This window comes from Dokdonia sp. Hel_I_53 (genome assembly GCF_007827465.1).
In the GTDB taxonomy this organism is placed as follows: Bacteria; Bacteroidota; Bacteroidia; order Flavobacteriales; family Flavobacteriaceae; genus Dokdonia.
On sequence record NZ_VISL01000001.1, the window covers coordinates 438,843 to 462,921 of the forward strand.

The 24,079-nt window shown below is 35.7% G+C and carries 19 protein-coding genes; 9 read left to right on the forward strand and 10 right to left on the reverse strand.

Annotation, left to right across the window (positions count from 1 at the left end):
• The first annotated feature begins 1 nt into the window (after nt 1).
• The 5 genes from OD90_RS01990 (at nt 2) to OD90_RS02010 (ending at nt 7,388) form a co-directional block, all read left to right on the forward strand.
• Complete coding sequence (locus OD90_RS01990; protein ID WP_144665821.1) at nt 2–1,651, forward strand: peptidylprolyl isomerase; 1,650 nt, start codon at nt 2–4, stop codon at nt 1,649–1,651.
• Nucleotides 1,638–2,495, forward strand: a complete 858-nt coding sequence (locus tag OD90_RS01995) for a peptidyl-prolyl cis-trans isomerase (protein WP_144665824.1) — start codon at nt 1,638–1,640, stop codon at nt 2,493–2,495. The genes OD90_RS01990 and OD90_RS01995 overlap by 14 nt, the downstream gene beginning before the upstream one ends.
• Nucleotides 2,479–3,912 (forward strand): peptidylprolyl isomerase, encoded by a 1,434-nt coding sequence (locus OD90_RS02000; protein WP_315897466.1) that lies wholly within the window; start codon nt 2,479–2,481, stop codon nt 3,910–3,912. Before OD90_RS01995 ends, OD90_RS02000 begins: the two co-directional genes overlap by 17 nt.
• 7 nt (nt 3,913–3,919) lie before the next feature.
• A complete protein-coding gene (locus OD90_RS02005) occupies nt 3,920–4,873 on the forward strand; it encodes an AAA family ATPase (protein ID WP_144665829.1) in 954 nt (317 codons plus the stop codon).
• Between the two features lie 241 nt (nt 4,874–5,114).
• On the forward strand, nt 5,115–7,388 hold the full coding sequence (locus tag OD90_RS02010) for an aconitate hydratase (protein ID WP_144665832.1): 2,274 nt from the start codon (nt 5,115–5,117) through the stop codon (nt 7,386–7,388).
• 139 nt (nt 7,389–7,527) lie between these two features.
• On the opposite strand, the gene OD90_RS02015 is transcribed toward OD90_RS02010, so the two are convergent.
• From OD90_RS02015 to OD90_RS02025, 3 genes are read right to left on the reverse strand one after another with little or no spacing between them, the layout of a single operon-like run.
• On the reverse strand, nt 7,528–7,959 hold the full coding sequence (locus tag OD90_RS02015) for a hypothetical protein (protein WP_144665834.1): 432 nt from the start codon (nt 7,957–7,959) through the stop codon (nt 7,528–7,530).
• Between the two features lie 40 nt (nt 7,960–7,999).
• Complete coding sequence (locus OD90_RS02020; protein WP_144665837.1) at nt 8,000–9,139, reverse strand: GNAT family N-acetyltransferase; 1,140 nt, start codon at nt 9,137–9,139, stop codon at nt 8,000–8,002.
• A 33-nt stretch (nt 9,140–9,172) separates the two neighbouring features.
• The gene (locus OD90_RS02025) at nt 9,173–10,159 is read right to left on the reverse strand and encodes a transporter (protein WP_144665840.1); all 987 of its coding nucleotides are present in this window, start codon (nt 10,157–10,159) and stop codon (nt 9,173–9,175) included.
• Between the two features lie 86 nt (nt 10,160–10,245).
• Here OD90_RS02025 and OD90_RS02030 point away from each other — a divergent pair, with 86 nt between their 5' ends.
• The gene (locus OD90_RS02030) at nt 10,246–10,527 is read left to right on the forward strand and encodes a DUF4834 family protein (protein WP_261374447.1); all 282 of its coding nucleotides are present in this window, start codon (nt 10,246–10,248) and stop codon (nt 10,525–10,527) included.
• A 100-nt stretch (nt 10,528–10,627) separates the two neighbouring features.
• Nucleotides 10,628–12,187, forward strand: a complete 1,560-nt coding sequence (locus OD90_RS02035; RefSeq protein WP_144665843.1) for an NAD(P)/FAD-dependent oxidoreductase — start codon at nt 10,628–10,630, stop codon at nt 12,185–12,187.
• 75 nt (nt 12,188–12,262) lie between these two features.
• Here the strand turns inward: OD90_RS02035 and OD90_RS02040 are convergent, their stop codons facing one another.
• A complete protein-coding gene (locus OD90_RS02040) occupies nt 12,263–14,374 on the reverse strand; it encodes a cellulase family glycosylhydrolase (RefSeq protein ID WP_144665846.1) in 2,112 nt (703 codons plus the stop codon).
• 206 nt (nt 14,375–14,580) lie between these two features.
• Between OD90_RS02040 and OD90_RS02045 the strand changes: the two genes are divergently transcribed.
• Nucleotides 14,581–15,447 carry a hydroxymethylglutaryl-CoA lyase gene (locus tag OD90_RS02045; RefSeq protein WP_222430156.1) on the forward strand — a complete coding sequence of 289 codons (867 nt, stop codon included), beginning with the start codon at nt 14,581–14,583 and terminating at the stop codon, nt 15,445–15,447.
• On the opposite strand, the gene OD90_RS02050 is transcribed toward OD90_RS02045, so the two are convergent.
• Nucleotides 15,422–16,732, reverse strand: a complete 1,311-nt coding sequence (locus OD90_RS02050) for an MFS transporter (protein WP_261374448.1) — start codon at nt 16,730–16,732, stop codon at nt 15,422–15,424. The two genes, OD90_RS02045 and OD90_RS02050, sit on opposite strands and share 26 nt — an antisense overlap.
• Before the next feature lie 160 nt (nt 16,733–16,892).
• Here OD90_RS02050 and OD90_RS02055 point away from each other — a divergent pair, with 160 nt between their 5' ends.
• The gene (locus tag OD90_RS02055; protein WP_144665849.1) at nt 16,893–17,540 is read left to right on the forward strand and encodes an SDR family oxidoreductase; all 648 of its coding nucleotides are present in this window, start codon (nt 16,893–16,895) and stop codon (nt 17,538–17,540) included.
• A 67-nt stretch (nt 17,541–17,607) separates the two neighbouring features.
• Here the strand turns inward: OD90_RS02055 and OD90_RS02060 are convergent, their stop codons facing one another.
• The 5 genes from OD90_RS02060 to OD90_RS02080 all read right to left on the reverse strand — a co-directional run bounded on the left by OD90_RS02060 (nt 17,608) and on the right by OD90_RS02080 (nt 23,924).
• Complete coding sequence (locus OD90_RS02060) at nt 17,608–19,785, reverse strand: B12-binding domain-containing radical SAM protein (protein ID WP_144665852.1); 2,178 nt, start codon at nt 19,783–19,785, stop codon at nt 17,608–17,610.
• Between the two features lie 43 nt (nt 19,786–19,828).
• Nucleotides 19,829–20,776, reverse strand: coding sequence for a tRNA dihydrouridine synthase (locus OD90_RS02065; RefSeq protein ID WP_144665855.1), 948 nt, complete (start codon nt 20,774–20,776; stop codon nt 19,829–19,831).
• The gene (locus tag OD90_RS02070; RefSeq protein ID WP_144665858.1) at nt 20,776–22,497 is read right to left on the reverse strand and encodes an alpha-amylase family glycosyl hydrolase; all 1,722 of its coding nucleotides are present in this window, start codon (nt 22,495–22,497) and stop codon (nt 20,776–20,778) included. Before OD90_RS02070 ends, OD90_RS02065 begins: the two co-directional genes overlap by 1 nt.
• Nucleotides 22,498–22,691: 194 nt before the next feature.
• Entirely contained in the window at nt 22,692–23,171 is a 480-nt protein-coding gene (locus OD90_RS02075; protein WP_144665860.1) for a nuclear transport factor 2 family protein, read from the reverse strand.
• Between the two features lie 255 nt (nt 23,172–23,426).
• The gene (locus OD90_RS02080; protein ID WP_144665864.1) at nt 23,427–23,924 is read right to left on the reverse strand and encodes a hypothetical protein; all 498 of its coding nucleotides are present in this window, start codon (nt 23,922–23,924) and stop codon (nt 23,427–23,429) included.
• Between the last annotated feature and the right edge of the window lie 155 nt (nt 23,925–24,079).

The window sequence follows — 24,079 nt, forward strand, 5'->3', positions numbered from 1 at the left end:
TATGTATAGAGTTATAGTATTATTTCTTTTATTTTCGGGTATATGTTTTGGTCAAGACCAAGATATTTTACTGACAATCAATGAAGAAGGAATTAGTACAACAGAATTTCTCAATAGCTTTAAAAAAAATAGAGAGATCATTACCGCATCTCAGAAAACTTCTCCAGCAACATATCTTGAAGTCTTTATAGATTATAAGCTTAAAATTCAAGAGGCAGTCGCACAGGGATATGCTGATGACAGTAAGTATAAAGAGGAGTTGAAAAAATACCGTAACCAGTTAGCTGAAAAATTTATTAAGGATACAAAAGTGACAGATGACTTGATAAAAGAGGCATATGATAGGATTGTATATGAGGTGAATGCAAGGCACATTCTCGTAAAAATAGGTAATGAGAGTGACACACTTAGCGCTTACAATCGTATTTTCAATGCAAGACAACGTATTATTGATGGTGAAGAATTTAATAAGGTTGCTAGAGAAATGAGTGAAGATCCTTCTGTAAAAAAAAATGGAGGGGAATTAGGTTGGTTTTCTGCTTTTAAAATGGTTTATCCTTTTGAAACTGCTGCTTACAATACAGAGATTAATGATATATCTCTGCCTTTTAAAACAACGTTTGGATATCATATTGTAGAACCTACTGCAATTAGAAAATCTTTAGGATCGATTACAGTAGCTCATATCATGATTGCTCATGACCAACCTGACTCAGCAATTGCAGCTGATCAACAAATCCTACAAATTTATAGTCAATTAAAAAACGGTGGCGATTTTTCTGATTTGGCCAAGCTTTATAGTGATGATAAGAGTTCTTCTAAAAAAGGGGGGAAGCTTTCGGCTTTTGAACAAGGTCAATTAAGAAGTAAAAAATTTGAGAAAGAAGCCTTTAAACTCAAAAGAAAAAACGAATATAGTAAACCTTTTAGAACAGATTTTGGATGGCATGTTATTCAACTTTTAAAGAGAAGCCCAGTTAAATCATTTGAAGAATCAAAAAAAGAGCTTGTAGAAAGGGTAACACGCGATACAAGATCTCGAGTTATAGATCAAACTTTATTTAATAAATTACGTCAAAGGTATAATGTAAAAGGTAATGAGGAGTTAGTTTCATTTTTACATCAATTTGTTAAGAATAAGAAGTTACATTTAAGTAATGAAGAAGTAGACAGAACCGCCTTTATAATTAAAGATAGAAAATATTCTTACGGGGAAGTATTTGATTATTTACGTAGTAGATATGAAGCAATAGATGACCTTCATAAGGATAATAAAATGGTTTTAAAAAGAGAAATAAATCGCTTTGTAAATAGCTCTTTAAAAAAATATTATTTAGAAAATTTAGAAAATGAACATTCAGATTTTAAAATGATTTTAAAGGAATACGAAGAGGGATTGCTATTATTTGAATTTTTAGAACATCAAATTTGGGATAAGGCAGTAAAAGATTCAACTGGATTACAAAAGTATTTTGAAAATCATTTAGATCAGTATACGTCCAAAGATTTAAATGAAGTAAAAGGAAAAGTGGTAAGTGATTATCAAAAAGATCTAGAACAAAACATGGTTAAACGTCTTAGAGCTAATGCAAATATTAAGATAGAGAATGAAATTTTGTCTCAAATTTCTACACCCTATGAAAATAAATAAGAATATACTCTTAGTAATATTGACTGTATCTTTTCTATTGACGAGTTGTAAACTTATTAATAAAGATGATTCTGGTGATTATGTCGCCAGAGTTAATGATCATTACCTGACGCAAGAAGACCTTAATGACGTAATGAATGATGCCGTGATTGCAGACACTGCAAGTTTTGTGCAAAATTATATTAATAATTGGGCTACAAGTCAATTGTTACTAGATGGCGCTATGCGCAATGTAGGAAAGCCAGTTCAGGAGGATTTTGAAAAACTAGTAGCAAACTATAGAAGAGACTTATATACTAAATATTACTCAGATGTTTTAATTGATTCTAATCTGGATAGTTTAGTAAGTGATGATGAAGCTTTACAGTTTTATGAAAATAACAAAGAAAATTTTAAACTTAATGAGCAACTGCTTCAGTTTAAATTTATCCATGTAGATGAAGATTATGAAGCGAAAGAGATTGAGAAATATTTAGTAGGGGAAGAAAAAGAAGATGAAGCAGCTCTAGACTCATTAAAATTCCAGTTCAAGAGTTATTTTTTAAATGATTCAATATGGGTAAAACGTAGCGCAGTAATACAACAAGTTAATCCGATTACTGTAGATAATGCACCAAGTGTATTAAAAAAATCAAACTTTATACAATTACGCGATTCATTAGGATTATATTTGATCGCTGTAAAAAGGACATTAGATCGTAATGAGATGGCACCCTTGCAGTATGTGAGGCCTACTATAAATCAGATTATCATAAATAAAAGAAAACTAGCCCTTATAAAAAAGTTAGAAAAGGAGATTAAGGATGATGCAATTAAAAACAAAGAATTTGAAATATACGATTAAGGCTATTGTAGTGCTTTTTGCGCTGCAACTTGTAAATGCACAAGATGATAACACTTCTACAACAGAAGTGATTGTTAAAAACGAAATGATTACTCCAGTAGCGATAACAAAAGATACTGTAAGACCATTTACAAAATTTAAAGTTGATGGTGTAGCTGGTGTAGTAGGAGATTATATTATACTTGAAAGTGATATTGATAAGTTTTTATTTGATATCAAAAGCCAGGGACAGTCTGCTGGAAATGTAACGCCTTGCCAGGTACTTGGTAATTTATTAGAAAGTAAATTATTAGCACACCAAGCCGTTCAAGATAGCTTGATAGTTTCTGATAGTAGAGTAAACTCTGAAGTAGACCAAATTATAGCTCGTTTTTCTCGCCAATTAGGTTCTGATCAAAAGGTAATTGAGTACTACAAGAAAGATAATATGGCAGATCTCCGTGCGGAGCTTTATACTATTAGGAAAGATATTATATTATCTGAGCAGATGAATGCTAAAATAATTGAGTCTGTAGAAGTAACTCCAGATGAAATTAAAACTTTCTTTGAAAAGATTCCTAAAGAAGAAATTCCAACGATAGGAGTGGAGCTTGAAATATCTAGAATTGTTATAGAACCAAAAGCCACAGAAGAGGCTCGTCAAAAAGTCATAGATAGACTTAAAGGTTTTAAAGCAGATGTTTTAGAGAATGGAAGTAGTTTTGCAACGAAGGCTGTTTTATATTCTGATGATGGAGGAACTAGAGGAGAGGGTGGATACATGAGCATTAACCGCTCATCACCACTTGTAAAGGAATTTAGGGAAGTAGCTTTCTCTTTGCAAGAAGGTGAGGTAAGTGAACCTTTTGAAACAGAATTTGGATTTCATATCGTGACCTTAGATAAAGTAAAGGGAGATAACTTAGATATCCGTCATATTTTATTGGTTCCAGAAATAGGTAAACAACAAGAGGAAGAGGCAAAAGACCGTATTGAGACAATTAGAAAACGAATTATTGCAAACGAACTAACTTTCGAAGAAGCTGCAAGAGAATTTTCTGATGAAAAAGAAACAAAATTTGAGGGCGGAGCACTTGTAAACCCACAAACCCTTGTAAAGCGCTTTGAATTAACAAAACTAGACCCAGATATTTATCCTAAAGTGAATACCCTTAAAGAAAATGAAGTTTCTTTAGTTTATAACGATCCAGGAAGAATAGGTAACACTAGATATATGATTTATACTGTTAAAAATCTAAGTCCAGAGCATAAAGCAGATTATGTTAAGGATTACATTAAAATTAAAGAACTAGCCCTTAGAGAAAAGCAGATCAATGCGATAGCTAAGTGGCAAAAAGAAAAAATTGAAGAAACTTACATTAAGATAAATGGAGATAATCGCAATTGTGAGTTTGTCAGTAATTGGTTAAAAAAATAATATTTTTATGTCTGATGTTGCAGCTATTAAGAACCTTGTAGAAAAGCACAAGGAGCTCAAAACAGAAATTTCAAAGATTATTGTAGGGCAGGAAAATGTAATCGAAGAGATTCTTTTATCTGTGTTTTCAGGTGGCCATGCATTGCTTGTAGGAGTTCCTGGGCTTGCTAAAACATTAATGGTAAATACCATTGCAACCGCATTAGGCTTAGACTTTAAAAGGATACAATTTACCCCAGATCTAATGCCTAGTGATATTTTAGGTTCAGAAATACTTGATGAGTCACGTAATTTTAAATTTATTAAAGGGCCAATTTTTTCAAACATTATTCTCGCAGACGAGATAAATAGAACACCTCCCAAGACACAAGCCGCTTTACTAGAAGCTATGCAAGAACGTGTGGTTACAGTTGCAGGTCAGCGATATAATCTCTCTTTACCGTATTTTGTATTAGCAACCCAAAACCCTATTGAGCAGGAGGGTACTTACCCCTTACCAGAAGCACAGCTTGATCGATTTATGTTTTCAATACATTTAAACTACCCTTCTTTCCAAGAAGAAGTAGATGTTGTAAAAGCAACCACTACAGATGCAAAGCCTACTGTAAACCCATTATTTACTGCTCAAGAAATAACAGATTTCCAGCAGCTTATACGTCGCATTCCTGTTGCAGATAATGTAATTGAATATGCGGTAACATTAGTAAGCAAGACACGACCCAATACCTCAAGTGCCACTCAAATGATTAAAGATTATGTAGATTGGGGAGCGGGGCCAAGAGCTTCTCAAAACCTTATTCTTGCAGCTAAGGCAAATGCAGCTATTAATGGGAAATTTTCACCAGACATAGAAGATGTTCAAACAGTGGCTACAGGTATATTGCGCCACAGAATGATCAAAAATTATAAAGCTGAGGCCGAAGGAATAGACATAGAAACTATTATTAAGAGTTTATTTTAGTATGCTTTCGCGAAAGCGAATTGCAAACAAGCTTATATTTAAGCCTCAAATTACAAAATCTGTAATTTGAGGCTTTTTTTATTTGGAAATCATCAAAAAATAGCAGTAATACAACAATAGATAATAATACTTAGGTCATAGTTGAGCTAAAGCCCTTGACTATTGTTATTGTAGGGGGTATTTTGTATTTTCGTAGCCCGCAGTTTTTATGCGGTAAATTTAACAACCTAATACCTAATATATGGCATTTGATATTGATATGATCAAAGAGGTTTATGCTACTATGGCTGAGCGTGTAGATGCTGCTCGTGACTTAGTAGGAAAGCCTTTAACACTTTCTGAGAAAATTTTATATTCCCACCTTTGGGAAGGAAAGCCTTCTAAGGCTTTTACACGTGGAAAAGACTACGTGGACTTCGCACCAGATCGTATTGCATGTCAAGATGCAACTGCACAGATGGCTTTGTTACAGTTTATGCAGGCAGGGAAGCCACAAGTTGCTGTACCTACAACAGTTCACTGTGATCACTTGATTCAAGCCAAAGAAGGTGCTACCAAGGATCTTAAAAACGCAAATGACGTTTCTAGTGAAGTATTTGACTTTCTAGAATCTGTTTCTAATAAATATGGCATCGGATTTTGGAAACCGGGAGCTGGAATTATTCACCAAGTAGTTCTTGAAAATTATGCATTCCCAGGGGGAATGATGATAGGAACAGATTCTCATACAGTAAACGCTGGTGGTCTCGGTATGGTGGCTATCGGAGTAGGAGGAGCAGATGCTGTTGATGTGATGGCTGGAATGGCATGGGAACTTAAATTTCCAAAATTAATAGGCGTAAAACTTACAGGAACACTTTCTGGATGGACAGCACCTAAAGATGTAATTCTTAAAGTAGCTGAAATACTTACAGCAAAAGGAGGAACTGGAGCAATTGTAGAATATTTTGGCCCTGGTGCAACTTCAATGTCTTGTACTGGTAAAGGAACTATTTGTAACATGGGAGCAGAGATAGGAGCAACTACCTCTACATTCGGTTATGATGAGTCTATGGAGCGCTACTTACGTGCGACAGATCGTGCAGATGTTGCAGACGCTGCAAATAATGTAAAAGAATACTTAACGGCAGATGCTGAAGTATATGCAAATCCTGAGCAGTATTTTGATCAGGTAATAGAAATTAATCTTTCTGAGTTAGGTCCTTTACTTAATGGACCTTTTACACCAGATCTTTCTACAGCAGTAGGAAGTGATATGACAGAAAAGGCAACTAAAAATGAATGGCCACTTAATGTGGAGTGGGGACTTATAGGTTCTTGTACTAACTCTTCGTATGAAGATTTATCGAGAGCTTCTTCTATTGCACAACAAGCCTTAGATAAAGGAATCAAAATGAAATCCGAACTAGGTATAAACCCAGGTTCTGAACAAGTACGCTACACAGCAGATCGTGATGGAATTTTAGGCATATTTGAAAAATTAGATGCCAAAATTTTTACTAATGCTTGTGGACCTTGTATCGGTCAATGGGCTCGTTATAGTGATCCAAAAAATGCACCTAAGAATAGCATCGTGCATTCTTTTAATAGAAACTTTGCAAAGCGTGCAGATGGGAACCCAAATACACACGCTTTTGTAGCTTCACCAGAAATTACAGCAGCTATTGCGATTTCAGGTCGCTTGGATTTTAATCCACTTACAGATACACTTCTTACAGAGGATGGTCAAGAGGTTAAATTTAATGAGCCAACAGGATGGGAACTTCCTCCTAAAGGTTTTGAAGTAGAAGAAAATGGATATTTAGCACCAGAAGAAGATGGAAGCAGCGTCGAGGTAATCGTAGCTGAAGATTCTGAGCGTCTTGAGCTTTTGACGCCTTTTGAGCCTATCAAAGATAGCGAGATGCAAGGAATGAAGTTGCTTATTAAGGCATTTGGGAAGTGTACAACAGACCATATTTCTATGGCAGGACCTTGGTTACGTTACCGTGGGCACTTAGATAATATTTCTAATAACTGTTTGATAGGAGCTGTAAACGCATTTGGAAAGAAAACAAACTTTGTCAAGAATCAACTTACGGGAGAGTTTGGTGGCGTACCAGATACTCAGCGTGAGTATAAGAAAGCAGGGATCAAAACCGTAGTGGTAGGAGATCACAATTATGGAGAAGGTTCTTCACGTGAGCATGCAGCAATGGAGCCACGTCACTTAGGTGTAGCTGCAGTGATTGTAAAATCTTTTGCTCGTATACACGAAACAAACCTTAAAAAGCAAGGAATGCTAGGTCTTACCTTTGCAAATGAAGCAGATTATGATCTTATTCAGGAAGATGATACATTTAACTTTGTAGATATTGCAGAGTTTGCACCAGACAAACCGCTTACAGTGGAGATTGTTCATGCAGATGGAAGTACAGATACAATTAAAGTAAACCACACTTATAACGATGCGCAAATCGCTTGGTATCGTGAAGGGAGTGCTTTAAACTTAATTAAAAAGCAAAACGCAGCTTAATAATCTGCCGTATGCTACAAATCATAAAACTCCGTTCTTGTAGCGGAGTTTTTCTTTATAGAAATTATTGTTTTTTGCTTTCGCGAAAATAAGGCATGCTAATGATCACACTAAAAAACTCAAGTAAGCATTGAGTATGTTAATATTCATACGCAACTCTTAGAATACTCATCACAAAAATTATCACCCAAACTAGAACACGCCACCAGTTTCGACTTACTAATTTTTGTAAGTCAATCTCTGTAAATGTATTCGTATTGATTCTCTTATGAATTGGAACAAATAATAACATGGTGAGTATCCAGGTAATTAGGACTAATGCTAAATTTAAAAGGGTATAAGATGTAGTATGTATCCAGAAAGCTATATATAATGCAATAAATAATTGTAAGCACATTAAAGGAGCTACTATAACTGTGATCGCTCTAGTATACTTAATATGCCAATCCAAAAGACGTCCTCTTTCTAAATACAAAAAGCTAGGATAGACAATTAGTTGCACCATAAGAATAAGGATCACTAAGCCAAAGTCAACTAGTAGTTTAACTACTGTGATGCTTTCCAAATCCATATCCGTTAATTTTTTAGGCTTAGCGTACTGAGATTTAAACTTATAAGTCTTTTCTATAGGTACGTCTTCTTTTATGCAACACGTGATCGTAATTTTTCCAGAGCTGCTGTATGGCTTTGTTTTCTTCTAGCTCAGGATTCGTTTCTACTTGTGTAATACCTCTAGAATTAAAGAGTTCCTGCATTTTTTGAAAAATTACCGCGGTGACTCCCTTATTTTGATACTCTGGGTCAATACCTATAAGGTAAAAAGCAGCCGTATCATTTTTCTTCTTTGCCTTCAATAAATGATAGAAGCCAAAAGGAAATAAACTACCATTAGCTTTTTTAAGTGCATCGTTAAAAGAAGGCATTGTAATGGCAAATGCCACAAGCTTTCCATTTTCATCTTGAATACACTTGATAAAATCTGGGTGTATGTACTTTATGTACTTTTCTTTATAATGATCTATTTGATATTGTTGTATAGGTACAAAAGTACTCAAAGTATTGTAAGTCTTATTTAGCAAATCAAACATATCATCTACATAAGGGCGTACCTCTGCTGTAGACTTGAATTCTAATGGTCTAAGTTTATATCTTTCAGTAATTATATTTGCAAACTTAGCCACTTTTGGGTTTTGCTTTTCGGGCGGATCGATTTGAATTTTAAATTCTACCCACTCCGATGCTTTTTCAAAACCTAATTGTTCAAAATGATCTTTGTAATATGGATAATTATACCATGTAATCATGGTGTTGCGATGCTCAAATCCTTCTATTAAAACGCCAGCTTTCTCCATATTAGAAAAACCTACAGGACCTTCCATATATTCAAGAGAATTTTCTCTTCCTATTTCAGACACTTTGGCAAGTAATGCTTTTGTCACTTCAATGTCATCTATGGTATCAAACCAGCCAAAACGCATCTTTGGTTTCCCTTGTTCTTTGACTTCAATATGGTTGATGATTGTACATATTCTTCCTACGGCTTTTTCTTTTCCGTTTTCCGCTTTCGCGAAAGCGAGAAAATATCTAGCCTCTGCGTTTTTAAATACAGGATTTTTTTCTGGGTCCATACTTTCTAACTCATCGTTAATAAGTGGTGGAACCCAATTCTTTTCGTTTTTATAGAGTGCAAATGGGAACTTAACAAACTGTTTAAGCTCTGCAGATGTTTTCATTTCCTTGAGGGTAATCATCTAGTATTTGGATCGATTATATTAATTCTTGTGTTATAAACCGTCTGGATTTATACCATCCTTACGCTTTCTTTTTGAGCTACTGCTTTTTCTGGAAGCTTTCTTAGAAGTGCCTATTTTTTTAGTATCTTTTGAAGTGTCCTTTAAAATATCATCTTTTTTATGCAAATCTAAACGATAGGAAAGACCAGCCGAAACATTCCATCGTGATGGGGTATTTTTTAAATTTATGAGACCACTTACGTCTATTTGAAAATCATCTGTTATTAAGTATGCAGCGCCACCTCTAAATAAATAATCTGCATACAGATCTCCACTAATTATTTGATACTCGCCAAAACCAGCAAACTTAGAGCTAAAAGAGTGTGTCATTGTGGTAATCCACGAAGTAGTAGGGTAGGTTGAGCTTATTCTATCAAATATGACATTATTTACCCAGACCCATGGTCCCCAGTTGTGTTGCGTGATAATTGCAGCGGTAGGACTAACGCCAGAATCCCGTAGCGGATAGATTTTATTATCTTCAAAATCAAAAACCGCCCCTCCGTAAACACTTACTGCGGGGATGAGTGTTTTCCATTTAAATTTATTATTAGCATGATAGCTATATAAATTTATTTCTTCTTTTGAATATTTATAAGGATCGTAAAGAAGATACTTTGCACCCACTTGTAGTGTCTCTATACCCGCTTTTATTTCTGGATTTGACGTTCCAGACGTAAAGTTTACCTCATTACGTTGGTATCTAAAATCAGCATTAAGCTCTAATTGCTCAAATAATAGGCCATATCTAAGGGCTGCATTAAAGCCAGTGATATCTGTATCTGTTCTTAATAATTCGTGAGAATCATTTCCTATGTCAAAACCAGTTTCTAGTTGCGCTACAGATCTACCTACACTAAAAGCACCTTGTGATTCACCAGGTCTATTAGAATTTATAGTTTCTGTATACTGTGCATTTATAGTAAGGCTTACGGAAATGACACCTAATATTAATAAGCGGTCTATAAGTTTTTTCATAGAGAAGGGTTAATATTCAAATATATGAGAATTTATCTTTTTTTTAAGCTTATGTGCAGTATTGTTGCGCTCATTAATTATTAATTTTGAATCAAAATTATTTAAATATGCTATTAGTAGCAGAAATTCCAAGTTTTTTAAAAACTCTAGCGATAATCTTGCTTATCTATTTTGTGCTTCGCTTCCTAGGTAGATTAGCGTGGCCATACATAGTTAGATACCTCACAAAAAAAGCAGGTGAAAAAATGCAGAGCGCCTTCAAAGGCTTTCAGCAGCAGACTACTAAAACTCAAATGCCACCAAAGGATGTTCCTAAAAAGTCTAGTGAAGTTGTTGGGGAATATATTGATTACGAAGAAATAGATTAGAATTTCATTTATTCATAAATAATTTGAAGAAAGTTTACAGTTAAAGACTTTCTGTATGAATGAAATGGGATTAAAATGTTGAACAACGTATCTTCGCTGCATGTCAACACTTGTACAAATTAACGTTTTACCTCATCAAACAGAAGATGATGATTATATTGCAGAGCTAGCTTTTAAAAAAGCTAGACTTAGAGCAGATGATGTACGGGAGTGGGACATCCGAAAGCGTAGTATCGATGCACGTAAATCTCCAGTAAAAATTTCGCTCCAAATCGAGTTTTGGAAAAAGGACGAAGAGCGACCTAAAATACCACCATTCATTCCTCAAGATGTTTCTCAGGCTCCAGAGATTGCCATTATAGGCGCTGGACCTGCAGGTTTGTATGCTGCTTTGAGAGCCGTAGAGGGCGGACTCAAGCCAATAGTGTATGAACGTGGTAAAGATGTAAGAGCAAGACGCCGGGATCTTGCTGCTATTAATAAAGAACATATTGTAAATCCAGAATCAAACTACTGTTTTGGAGAAGGAGGAGCTGGTACCTATTCTGATGGTAAACTATATACGCGATCTAAAAAGAGAGGTAATGTTTTAAAAGCATTAGAGTGGTTTGTCCATTTCGGCGCGGTAGAAGATATTCTAGTAGATGCACATCCTCATATAGGAACAAATAAACTACCTAAGATCATCACTGCTATGCGTGAAGCCATCATTGAATACGGTGGAGAAGTTCATTTTAATAGCAAGCTCACAGACATAAGTGTTAAGGATAATGCGATAGAAGCCATCCAAATTAATGAGGGAAAGTGGTTATCTTATTCTAATGTTATTTTAGCTACGGGACATAGTGCACGAGATATATTTTACTTATTACATAAACGTAATATTAAAATTGAGGCAAAGCCTTTTGCCATAGGCGTGCGTATTGAGCATAAACAGGAATTAATTGATAATATTCAATATCACTCAGATGGAGATAACCCGTATTTACCACCAGCATCGTATAGTTTAGTACAGCAGGTAGATGGTATGGGAGTATATTCTTTTTGTATGTGTCCAGGAGGGATTATTGCACCTTGTGCAACCGCTCAAGAAGAGATCGTCACTAATGGTTGGAGCCCTAGCAAACGTGATAATCCTTATGCAAATTCTGGTATTGTAGTAAGTGTTACCCCAGAAGACTTACCTAACTATAAAGAAGGAGATCCATTTGTATGCTTAGATTTTCAAAAATCTGTAGAGCGTTCCTGCTGGGAAGCTGCTGGTAAAACACAAGCTGCACCTGCACAGCGCATGCGAGATTTTGTTGATGGTCGGGTGTCTAAAAACTTTCCGAAAACCTCTTATCAGCCAGGCATTGTTTCAGTAGACCTCAATAAAGTACTTCCTAACATTCTTTCTAAAAGACTTAAAAAAGCATTTGTCGCTTTCGGTAAAAAGATGAAAGGATACCTAACTAACGAGGCAATCATTCATGCTCCAGAAAGCCGTACCTCTTCACCGGTTTCTATCCCACGTAAATGGGAAACATTAGAGCATGTGGATATTAAAGGTTTGTATCCTTGTGGGGAAGGAGCGGGTTATGCTGGAGGAATCATTTCTGCAGCTATTGATGGTATTAATTGTGTAGATAAGATAGTAGAAAAAATTGTTGAAAAGTAAAAAGGTATCACGCTTTCGCGAAAGCGCAACACCCTTTATACTATTTGCATTTTTAATAATTAAGGATAAATTCACCTATTTCTTAACCATAGTTTTCTTTATCAAATTACCATTTACTTGAATTGTTGCAAAATAAATGCCTGGAGGCAAATGCTGAATCTGAACCGCATTAGATGATTTGAGATTACCCTCTAAAACAGTAGCTCCTGTCACATTAGTGATTAAGAGATCTCCAAAAGTGTCGTTTGAATTTGTAGATACAATACGTACTTCATCAGCCATCGGATTGGGAAAAAGAGTCACATTTTCATTAGAGATTTCTAGAGCACCTGTTGTTGAAGGGGAGTTGTCAAATTCAATAAACCCTGGGCAATTCATTATTTGACTATACGACCCGCCACAAGAATTATCTTGGTATACTGAAGTATTCGTAGGTTGCGCCTCTGCTTGTAAAGTACTACCGTCTATTCTTAACCAATCTATCTCAGCATCTCTTGTATAGCTATCGTTAATGTAGGTTATTCGGGGAGTTCCAGTTACCGTGGTAGCAACTGTAAACTCTTTGAAGTTTTTACTTAAATTAAATGTGCCTAAGGTAGTTTGGTCAATTACCAGCTCAATTTTTTCTTCACCTGTAACACCTTTAGCTCGAATAGTATATTGCGTATCAGAATTAGATGGTCGTGAAATAAAAGTCGTTTTATTTAAATTAAAAGCCCCATCATTAAAAGAAAACCTCATAACTTGGTCCTTTCCTCCGGCTATAAAAATATCTCTTAACGTCACCGTTTCCCATTGTTGCCATCCAGAAGTATTAGGTACAGCAATTGTACCCAAAGAAGTGCCTTCTAGACTTAAACTAATAGATTTATTAGAAGATCTTGTGCTGGCTACTCTAAATTCTATATCATACGTGCCTGCCGTAATATTTGAAATGGTATACTCAAGCCACTCTCCGTCTGTTGTAAATCCTACGTTATGACCTCCTCCCGTATCTGTCGTAGGCTCTTTGTCTACATCATCTGAGCGTAGTGAATTCCCGTAATTGCCGCTAGTACTATCAAAGTAAGCAACCGAGTTACCGCCGTTATCATAATCTTCTGCTTCTATAGTACCGGGTATGTTATGAATAGCATAGGCGGTTTGATTAGTAGGTGAAGGAGTAATAGAAGTGGTCCAGTTTTTAATGATATCCTGCACAAAGAAACCAATGGTAGTTAAATTATTAGCGATTAGCCCATTTATACCAGTTCCAGAAGCAACTACAGAAGCACCTTCGTTTTTGTCACTAATAGACCAATTTGCGTGGCTGATGTGATTTTCTTTTAAAAATTCCATCCATTTATTGGTCTCTTCGATTGCGGCACCTCCATCACCATTAGCATTTACTGCACCCCACTCTGTAACAAAAAGCGCAATCCCGTTATTCATAGCAGTTCTAGCGTCATTACGCAAAGACTCACCATGTGTTCCTGCGTAAAAGTGCAGTGTGTACGCAGTGTTCTGATCGTTAAGGGGATTAAGCGATGCTTGTGTAACTTTTTGAGAGTAAAAAGAGGTACCTACAACGATTAAATTGTCGGGATCGTTTGATCTTATTGCCTGTGTAACAGCTTCTGCGTACGCTTTTATTTCTGACCAGGGTTGCCCAATAGGTTCATTGTAAACTTCATAAATAACATTGGGATAAGATCCGTAAAGCTGAGACATTTCTGTAAAGAATTGTACAGCTTGATTTTGATAATCTTCTGCATTATGGGAATGCCAGTCTATAATCACATAGATACCTTCTGCAATAGCCGCATCTACAATAGCGATTACTTTTGCTTTTTCTTGAGCTGGATTAGAAATATATCCATTGTAATCTTCTACGCCCATTGCCGCTCTTATTATTGAAGAATTCCATTCTGGTCCAGCAATTTTTGAGACAGTTTGTGCAGTATAAAATTGGGCTCCTTCACTGTAATTACTCCAGAAAATACTATTTCCTGCAAGACTTATGGGGGAGCCAGACTGGTTGGTAACTTTGTTACCAGTAACGGTGAGACGGCCATTTTGCTCAACGACGCTTTGAGCAGTTATCAGTAACATACTTGAACTAAACCATAAAATAAGTAGTAAGGCTAGCGTAAGCTTTGGGAAACTATTAAAATAACTAATTACGTGGGTAGGGGTACTTTTTTTCATAATTAAATTTTTAATTTATAAGAAGATTTAAAATATTTATACGTTCATAAATGTAATTTAGATTGAAGTTTGTAAGAATTTACTTTTAAATATACTTTAGATATCTGTAAAGTACATTATATGTCTTTAAAATACCAATGTACATAAAATCTTTTAACTTCCTCTAATTATTTTATGAGATGGGTTGAAACTACTATTTTTACAAGGTGAGTAATCGTGTAAAAATTATTGAATGTCCTCGAGATGCTATGCAAGGCATTAAGCAATGGATCCCTACTGAAAAAAAAGTACAGTATATACAATCTCTATTGCGTTGTGGTTTTGATACCATTGATGTAGGAAGTTTTGTATCTCCTAAGGCGATTCCACAAATGAAAGATAGCGCGTCTGTCTTAGAACAATTAGATCTTTCAAAAACAGATAGTAAACTCCTAACCATTGTTGCGAACCTTCGTGGTGCCCAAGAGGCTGTAAAGCATGATATGGTAGATTATTTAGGCTATCCTTTTTCTATTTCTGAGAATTTCCAGATGCGTAACACTCATAAAACGATTGACCAATCTGTTGAGCTATTAAAAGAAGTTATAGCCCTCGCTCACAAGCATGATAAAGAACTTGTCGTGTATATTTCCATGGGATTTGGGAATCCATACGGAGATCCGTGGAATGTAGATATCGTAGGGGAGTGGACGGATAAATTATACCAAATGGGAGTGAAAATTCTCTCACTCTCTGATACAGTAGGAAGCTCTGATCCAAAAACAATTGATTACCTTTTTTCAAATTTGATTCCAAGTTATACAGATGTTGAATTTGGCGCACATTTACATACTACTCCTACAAAATGGCATGAAAAGGTAGATGCTGCCTATAAAGCAGGCTGTAGGAGGTTCGATGGTGCCATCCAAGGTTTTGGTGGTTGTCCTATGGCAAAAGACGAATTGACAGGGAATATGCCGACGGAAAAACTAGTTTCTTATTTTTCGTCCGTAAAAGCAAACGATAATGTGAACACCATGAGTTTTGAAAGTAGCTATAATGAAGCTCTTAAGGTTTTTCAGATGTATCACTAGCAATTGGAGACTGTTCGCTTTCGCGAAAGCGAACTATACGTACTCTCCTTAGTAAAACCGCAGCTAGAATTCCAATTAGGGAAAATAACGCAAACCATATAAATAGCTGATTGTAACCCGCTCTTCCAGCAAAATTATCTAGATAATATCCAATCATAGGTCCAGCAAAAATATCTGGCGTATAACCTACCAGAGATATGATGCCTACTGCCGTGCCCGTAAGGTGAACTGGTATATTTCCTTCGGCTAGCACTGCAAAATATAAAACACGTGCAGCATACACACCAATAGCTGTAACTGTCATCGAAAGCAGGTATATTATTGCTTGTGTGCTTGCCAGGTCTGTAATCAATAACAAACTTCCAAAAAGGCAAAGGGCAAATCCAACTAAAAGATATTTTGTTGGTTTAGAACGATCTGCAAGGTAGCCAAAACTAACACCTACAATAGGTCTTATAAAGAGAAGATAGGTTCCTACTTTACCTGAGTCAATAGCATTAAATTTTAAAACATCACTAGCAAATTGTGGAAGTATGTCTGTAATTTTATATCCAAAATAGGCACAAACAATTATAACCATCAATAACCAAACCGATGGCAGTCGAAGGACTTTTTTAGAATCTTTCCAGCGCACCTTATTCTTTACATCCTGCGCTACAACTGTGTCAAACTTTAGAAAATAATATACGAGTATACCAATAAGAGCGATAGTAATTGATGCTCCATATATGATAATGTGTAATGCACGAGTCTTTTCTGCTAAGGTCATATTTTGATCATTACCTTTAGTAACGATGGCAAATATGCTTACACCTATAATACCTAAAATTACTCCTACCATCCCACGTCCTCCATCCAGAAAACCAAAAGCCTTGCCTTGACTTCTAGTACCGCCCCACAATCGTGTAGCTTTAATCATAGCGGCCCAGAAAAGAAAAATAGTAGTTACTCCCCAATAACCATAGACTATCTGCAAAATGATTATTGTGGGATTATTTGCTAGTACAATGCCACCTAAAGCGGTTGTAAATAACGATATAGTAATAAGTTTTCTAGGTTCATATACGTCTGCTATGAAACCGCCCAAACCATAAGAAATCATAGCAGCAATACCATAAATGGAAAAGCAATACCCAAGCTCCGTATTAGTGATATTTAATACCTCTAATAGTGTTGGTCTAAATATCCTAGCAATTACAAATGGTAATATAAAAACGGCCTCTCCAGCTAAGATAAGTAGTACGATAGTGCCAATAGACCTCTTTTTTATACGTGAGTTTTTCAAAGTAAGGGTATAGCTTCTGGTTTAAAGCAAGATACTTAATGATGCTTAGATATGAGAATTGTACCTAATTTTATTAATGAAGTTATAAAACTGTCATAAGTATGGGTTAAACCAGCTGTAGAGTGCTATAAACATAATGGGTTGTTTGTAAATTGTAGTTATGGAAAAAATTGTAGTAGCAGGTGCAACTGGCACCACAGGAAATAAAATAATAGACCTTTTGAATGAATCTCAATATTTTGAGCCTATCGCAATGGTGCGTAAGGAATCTCAAAAAGAGCAATTTGAATCAAGAGGGATTAAAACAGTAATGGCAGATCTTGAAGGAGATGTCTCACACTCCGTTAACGGTGCAGATAAAGTAATCTTTGCTGCAGGTTCTGGAGGAAAGAAAGTAAAAGAAGTAGATGAACAAGGAGCAATCAAATTAGTAGATGCTTCCCAAAATTCAAATATTCACAAATTTGTGATGTTAAGTTCTTTAGGAGCAGATGCTCCAGGAGAAGCAGATGATTTAGAAGAATATTTATGGGCTAAACATAATGCAGATGAGCATTTAAAAGGAAGTAAACTCAACTACACCATAGTGCGTCCTGGATCACTTACAAATGATAAAGGAAATCAAAAAATCAAATTATCTAGCTCACTTAAAGAGCAAGGAGAAATATCAAGAGATGACGTAGCACAAACGCTCGTGCGCTCACTAAATGATGATGTTGCAAACAAAAGCACATTTGAAATTATTAAAGGTGATACCTTAATAGGTGACGCTCTTGACAAAGTACAAGTGGAGAACTCAGTTATTTAAATAACTGTTTCTATTGTGAAATGCGGTGTATCAATTTATTGATATACCGCTTTTTTATTGACTAAGGTTAAAGAACTAACAAATTTGATTGACGTAGTTGCTGTATAGATTTAGAAAACCAGAACAATTCAAAATTATCCATTTCTGTCTCATAATCTTTTTGCAACATACCATATGTTATTGCTTTCTCAGTATAGGGAGAAAGTAATGGTAGCCATTTTAAAAGCCAGTCAGATTGTTGTTTTTCTAAAATAATGGAAAATTCCTGCGTTTTATCTATAAAGAGCAACGAGGCCATCGATCGTTTTTTCTTTTTATACGCTGTAACAATGGGATTATTACCCAGCCATATAACTTTGGCGGTTGCTTTTTCAGAAAGTCGCGGAGCTATTTGTAAACAATTTTCAATATAATCTGCTGCAATGTTTGTTTCTGGAATGTCAAACTCAAACCACTCTTGAAGTTCTAAGTCAAATCCAATCCCGTGCATAAAATTGTAGAGTGATTTTTTTAAACCATAACTAAATAGACTATGATCAATTCCCGTTTGGTCTGTAAATTCTACATCATTATTAGCAAATGTAATATCATTATAATGAGGAACAACGCCATAGCTTTCTGGATCTAATCCAACAGGACTATGTGTAGTAAGTGCAAACTGATGCCAAAAGCCAGATTGTATAATCCCCAGCTCAAATAACTGACGTACCATTTCTAAACTATCCACAGTTTCTTGAATAGTTTGGGTTGGGTATCCATACATCAAGTAGGAGTGTACCATTATATCTGCCTCCGTAAAATTGCGAGTTACCTGAGCTACCTTTGCCACGCTCACTCCTTTATCTATAAGCTTTAGGAGTCTGTCTGAGGCTACCTCTAAACCACCTGAAACGGCAATACAACCCGACGCTTTTAGCAGCTTACACAAATCGGCGGTAAAATTTTTCTCAAAACGGATATTAGTCCACCAAGTAATAACTAGCTTTCGCCTGAGAATTTCTAAGGCAACGGCTTTCATTAATGCAGGTGGTGCCGCTTCATCTACAAAGTGAAAACCGCTTTGCCCTGTCTCAGCTACCAGCGTTTCTATACGATCTACTAACGTACGTGCGGCAACTGGCTCATATATTTTAATATAATCCAGCGAGATATCACAAAAGGTACATTTTCCCCAGTAACAACCGTGTGCCATGGTAAGTTTGTTCCATCTACCATCGCTCCACAAGCTATGCATGGGGTTTGCAATCTCAATTACCGAAACATATTTAGAAAGTAGGAGATCACTATAATCTGGCGTTCCCACGTCCACTTGTTTATAATCAGCTTTTAGACTATTGTTTTTATAAACTACATTACCATTTTCAATTAGAAATGTTCGTTTGTATGTAGCTGCATCTTTATGATAAATCACATTTTCAATAAGGTGTTCTACAGGAAGTTCACCATCGTCTAGGGTGATGTAGTCGATAAACTCAAACACACGAGTATCGCTTACACTACGTAATTCTGTATTTGGAAAACCACCACCCATAGCAACTTTGGTATCGGGGAAGTGTTTCTTTAGGTATTGACCACAACGAAAAGCACTATACAAATTTCCAGGAAATGGTACCGAAATGAGAACTAGTTTGGGTACGCTTTCGCGAAAGCGTGACGACAATATTTCTATCGTTAACTCATCTATATAACTCGGTTTTTCTTGTAATCTTTCATACAACTCATCAAAACTATTGGCGCTTTGCCCCAACTTTTCTGCATAGCGACTAAAACCAAAATGTGGATCTACACACTCGATGATAAAATCTGAAAGGTCTTCTAGAAAGAGAGTAGCAAGGTGTTTTGCTTTGTCTTGTAGTCCCATTTCTCCAAAAGCATAGTCAATATCGTCCAGCTGCTCAAAACGTGATGCACGAGGTAAAAATGTATCTGTACACAACTGTCTGGCAAGTGTCTGGTTATCGCCTTGTAGAAATGCGATCACAGGATCAATTTTTTGAATATACTCGTTACGTAAGGTAAGAATGCGTAGTGCATTTTCAGAAAGTGCGCTGTCTTTATGTAAGACTTGTGTAAAAATTTCTGTAAACCTCTTTGCACTAAAAAGTTCTAACAAGACCTCAATACCCAGATCCATCTGGTAACTATTAATCCCTTTTGTATTGAGAAAACCTTTTATGTAGGCAGTCGCGGGATAGGGAGTATTTAGTTGGGTAAAGGGTGGAGTTATGAGGAGTATGTCTTGCAAAACGGGTTCTATTAAAGCCTCACAAAGATACTTCAAATTGCCATCACTGTTGCATTTTTAGAATCTCATCAACAGCTTTGCGATACTTTATAGGATTGCCTGCTTTTTTAATCGCTTTATATACCTTTTGAGGATTATGGGTAGTCTTAGAGAAAAATTCCCAAAACCCGAGCATCTTCATCTTAATAGGCGTAGGGCCAGAGAGTGCAGCATCGTATTGCTCATATATTGTATCGTGAAAGGCTCTAAATCGCTCCCATCTATCTTTAGGATAAACTGTAGTGTCTGCTTTAATCATGCTAGGTAAGAAAGGATCTGAGATAAGTCCTCTTCCCATCATAAAATGCTCAATAGATGGAAAGCGTTCTTGCATTTTCTTAAATTGCGATACACTTGTAATGTCACCGTTGTAATACAGGGTATGCTTTGCCTGATCAATACATTGCTGAAAGCCATTAAGATCTACACCGCCTTTGTATAATTGTTTCCCTAAACGTGCGTGAATAGCTACATTTTTAAGCGGGTATTTATCTAAAACTTTAAACGACTCTAGAATCTCCGTACTATGTTCATATCCCAATCTCATCTTCATAGAGATAGTTACATCTGTTTCGCTATGCGCACGATCTAGAATATGATCAATTTTTTCGGTATTACATATCAATCCCGAACCCATGCCACTTTTAGTCACCATAGGATAGGGGCAGCCCAAGTTCCAATTCAGCTCTTTGTAACCAAGGGATTGAATATACTTGATAACAAATATAAATTCATCTGCACTTGCGGTCATGACCTGTGGGATCACTTCTAGCGCCGTATTTACCGCAGGATCTAGATCTCTTTGGTAACTACCCTTAATGACCATCTTCCCATTGAGTCGTATATAAGGAGCGTAGTAAGTATCTATCCCTCCAAAGAATTTTGCTTGCGCATTTCTAAATCTAAAATCTGTAAAGCCCTGAAGCGGGGAGGAGAGCAGTTGATATGCCATTAACTAGTTTTATCTTTTGAGGTAGTAATCGCATAGCTAAGCTTTTTTAAATCTACCGTTAGCATCGCAAAAGCGTCTTGGTGCTCCCAACTCATAGAAAAATGATTGTTAGCCTTTTTCTCTATTGTAAACGTACCATTAAAGGCCACCGAGGTGTTACGTAGCTTAATCATTTCTAGTTGCTTTTGTACAACCTCCATTTCTAGCCTTTGTTCTACCTGATCTAGTGATAGTGTGGTTCTATTAATTTCCTTATGCCCACCTTGTCCAGCAGCATCTGCTGCGTTATAATCATTTTTTCCAGCAAAGAGGTCTAAGTACCAAATTTGAGGGATACCGGGCATAAATAATTGTATCGCCCTAGCGAGAAGTAGCTTATCATCACTTTCTCCCAAAGCGCTATAATAGGTTGCATTAACTTGGTAATATGAAATTTTGTTACCTTCTGGATCATATATATTCTTAACTCGACCACCACGTTCTAAAATAGTTTCGATACAATTTTCTATTTCGTTGTCATCGAGCAATCCAGCACGATACGAATCATCCTGTTGTGCTCCCTTGAGGTCCAGAACAGGTATCCCATCGTGGCAACCTAGCATATTTACAGTTTTATATCCTTTTGTAACAATCTCGTTTGCCCACTTAAGCAATGCAGTTGCAGAGCTGGTTTCAAGCGTATGGATTAACAAGCCAGGTAAGAAAAAATCATAAATCTGATAGCCCTCTCTAGCAACTTCATCATGAAGGCCTACACCATATTCTGCATGAATTTCTGGCAACAATGTTAACTCATATTTTTTTGCAATCTTTTGAATGCGATCTAAATATTCCCAGGTCCCAGGAGTATTAAAGAAATTACGCTCTCCTACTTCTTTATGTAAATAAGCAAAAGCATCTAATCGTAATATCTTACAACCATAACCACTAACTTTCCTGAGTGTTTCGTCATAAAAATCCCATACTTTCTGAGATTTTGCATTTACATCCATCTGACCTAAATACACGCAATTATTTCTTACTAGGTCAAGAATTTCATTTTTTGCAGGTTCGCTTTCGCGAAAGCGTATGGACTCTAAAGCCTCATTTTTTTTGATAGCCTTGTTGACTAATTGAACTGCCTCCTTCTTGGCAGACTCAGTTAAAGAAGTAATAGTTGAGAGTGTAGCTATTGATATGGGTTGGTAGGTAACTTTTTGATAAAATGTATTCCAATAAGGAGGTTCACTACCGTCTGGAAAATTTACTTTTAGGACAGGGAGTCCAGGCTTACGCATGAAAAGCTTATTTAACATGTCTTGCGGTGGAATAGCCACACCATCTTTAACTGTGGCTGTGTTATTTTGCCAAAATGTATTCCAATTAATGAAAAAATCAGCGTAAGGCGAGTTACTGCCTTTTTTCAATAGGTCTTTAAATTGAGGAGATGCAACGGATAAATGATTAAGAACGATATCAAATTTGAGCATAATATCTAGCTCTTTAAGATCTTCTAAATCTTGCGTAGATACCAGTGTATTGTTAATGTTATAATCTATAATGGAGAATCCTCTATCTAAATCACTATTGAAAAACGTAGGTAAAATATAGAATAATGAGAAAGCCTCCTGCATTTCTGGTTTTTGTAAAACAGAAATCATATCACTTAACGTTGCTCCAATACTATCTGGGTATGCGTTGAGCATCACGCCATTGGGAATAATTTGTTCTAACTTTGACATATATGCATAATTTTAGTGCAATAATACCATCTTTAAGAGTGACTAGTGATCTAAAAAAAGTTATACTAGCTGTTTTATCTATTAAGATTAATTTTGTGCAGTACTTACAATAAGTAATTAAATCAAAAATTTAGCTCAAAATTCGAGATAAATTTTAGATGTAGGAAATTATTGGGAATTCTCGATAGTGATTATTAAATGTCGTAATTTTTTTTTCCACTAAAATCGTCTAGTTTTTTGTTTGTAGCATCCTGCATTTTCTTTTTTAAAAATGGAGTCCATCCTAATACGTATCCAATTGATCCTAGTGCTTGTTTAGTCCATTTCCAAAGGTTGAAAGAATCTATATGCTCAACAATTTTTCCATTTTTAAATTTGAAGTTTGAGCTGACGTTATTAATGACTTTTCTCTTTTTTTTACCATAAAGATATGTGGCTGTCCATCTTACATTACCCTGCTCAGTTGTAGAGTTTATGATTTCATAATTGATTTCTAAATCCTTAGACTTTCTAGATAAAAGCATTTCCCACATAGCACGTGCTCTTTTTCCTCTTAGCGTTCCAAAAACTGGGTCTTTAAACAGAATATTTTCATCATAGCATTCTGTCATTCCTTTGAAGTTTCCTTGGGCAAATGACGTGTAAAATTTTTCTAGTAATTCTTTGTTAGTCATGGCTTCATTATGAATATTTCTGTACAAATGTGTTGTGCTACTTAATTATAGTTAGCACTCTTAAAGAGTACAATTAATGGAGGTTTCAGCTGTTTTCTGGAAATCTACAATTCACTTAAGGATGACAAAGCGTTCACGTTGAGTCGTATATTAAAGTTAATTGACCTTCATATTTTTATTCGTATAGTGGACTACAACATACGTAAGTTTCATAATTTATGAAATTAATTCTAAACGAACACTTAACGGGAAATGTTAATTAATAAAACTAGCAGGAGTAATTTCGGGGATTACAATGACATAATCGTACCCTTTAATTACCCTCTCTAATGTTTTGTTCTCAATTTTTATTTTGTTTGATATTAATTTATTTAAAATTTCTTTGTTATTGAAAAGATACCATTTGCTTTCACCCATGCTATCAAAAAATACTTTAAAATGTTTTAAGTCATCACTATTTGGGTCTATTTTTTGATTTTCCATACCATTTAAGGGTACACCTTGTATACCATTTTTTCCAATGACCATTATATGTAAAGATGATTCAAATTGACTATCCGCAATGTTATTTATTAAACTCCCTATATCTTGAAGTTCTAATAAACTTTCACCTTTGGGTAAATGGTTGGCACCATATTTATATAAGTTTTTCGATTTTGGTATCACTTTATAATTCTGCATTAGGTTGTGCTTCATTAACTGTACTCTAAGGTGATGGCTACCGCTAGTATAAATTTTTTGAGATAATTTCAAATCTTTTATTACGCCTTGTTCATGAGAACTTAGTTCAAGACTATCTAATTTTTTTAACTGCTTTCTACAGAATTAGATGACACCATAAAGTACTGAATTATAGACGACAGAGTTAAGAAAAAGATGGAGGTATATAGTAAAAGATGTATCACATA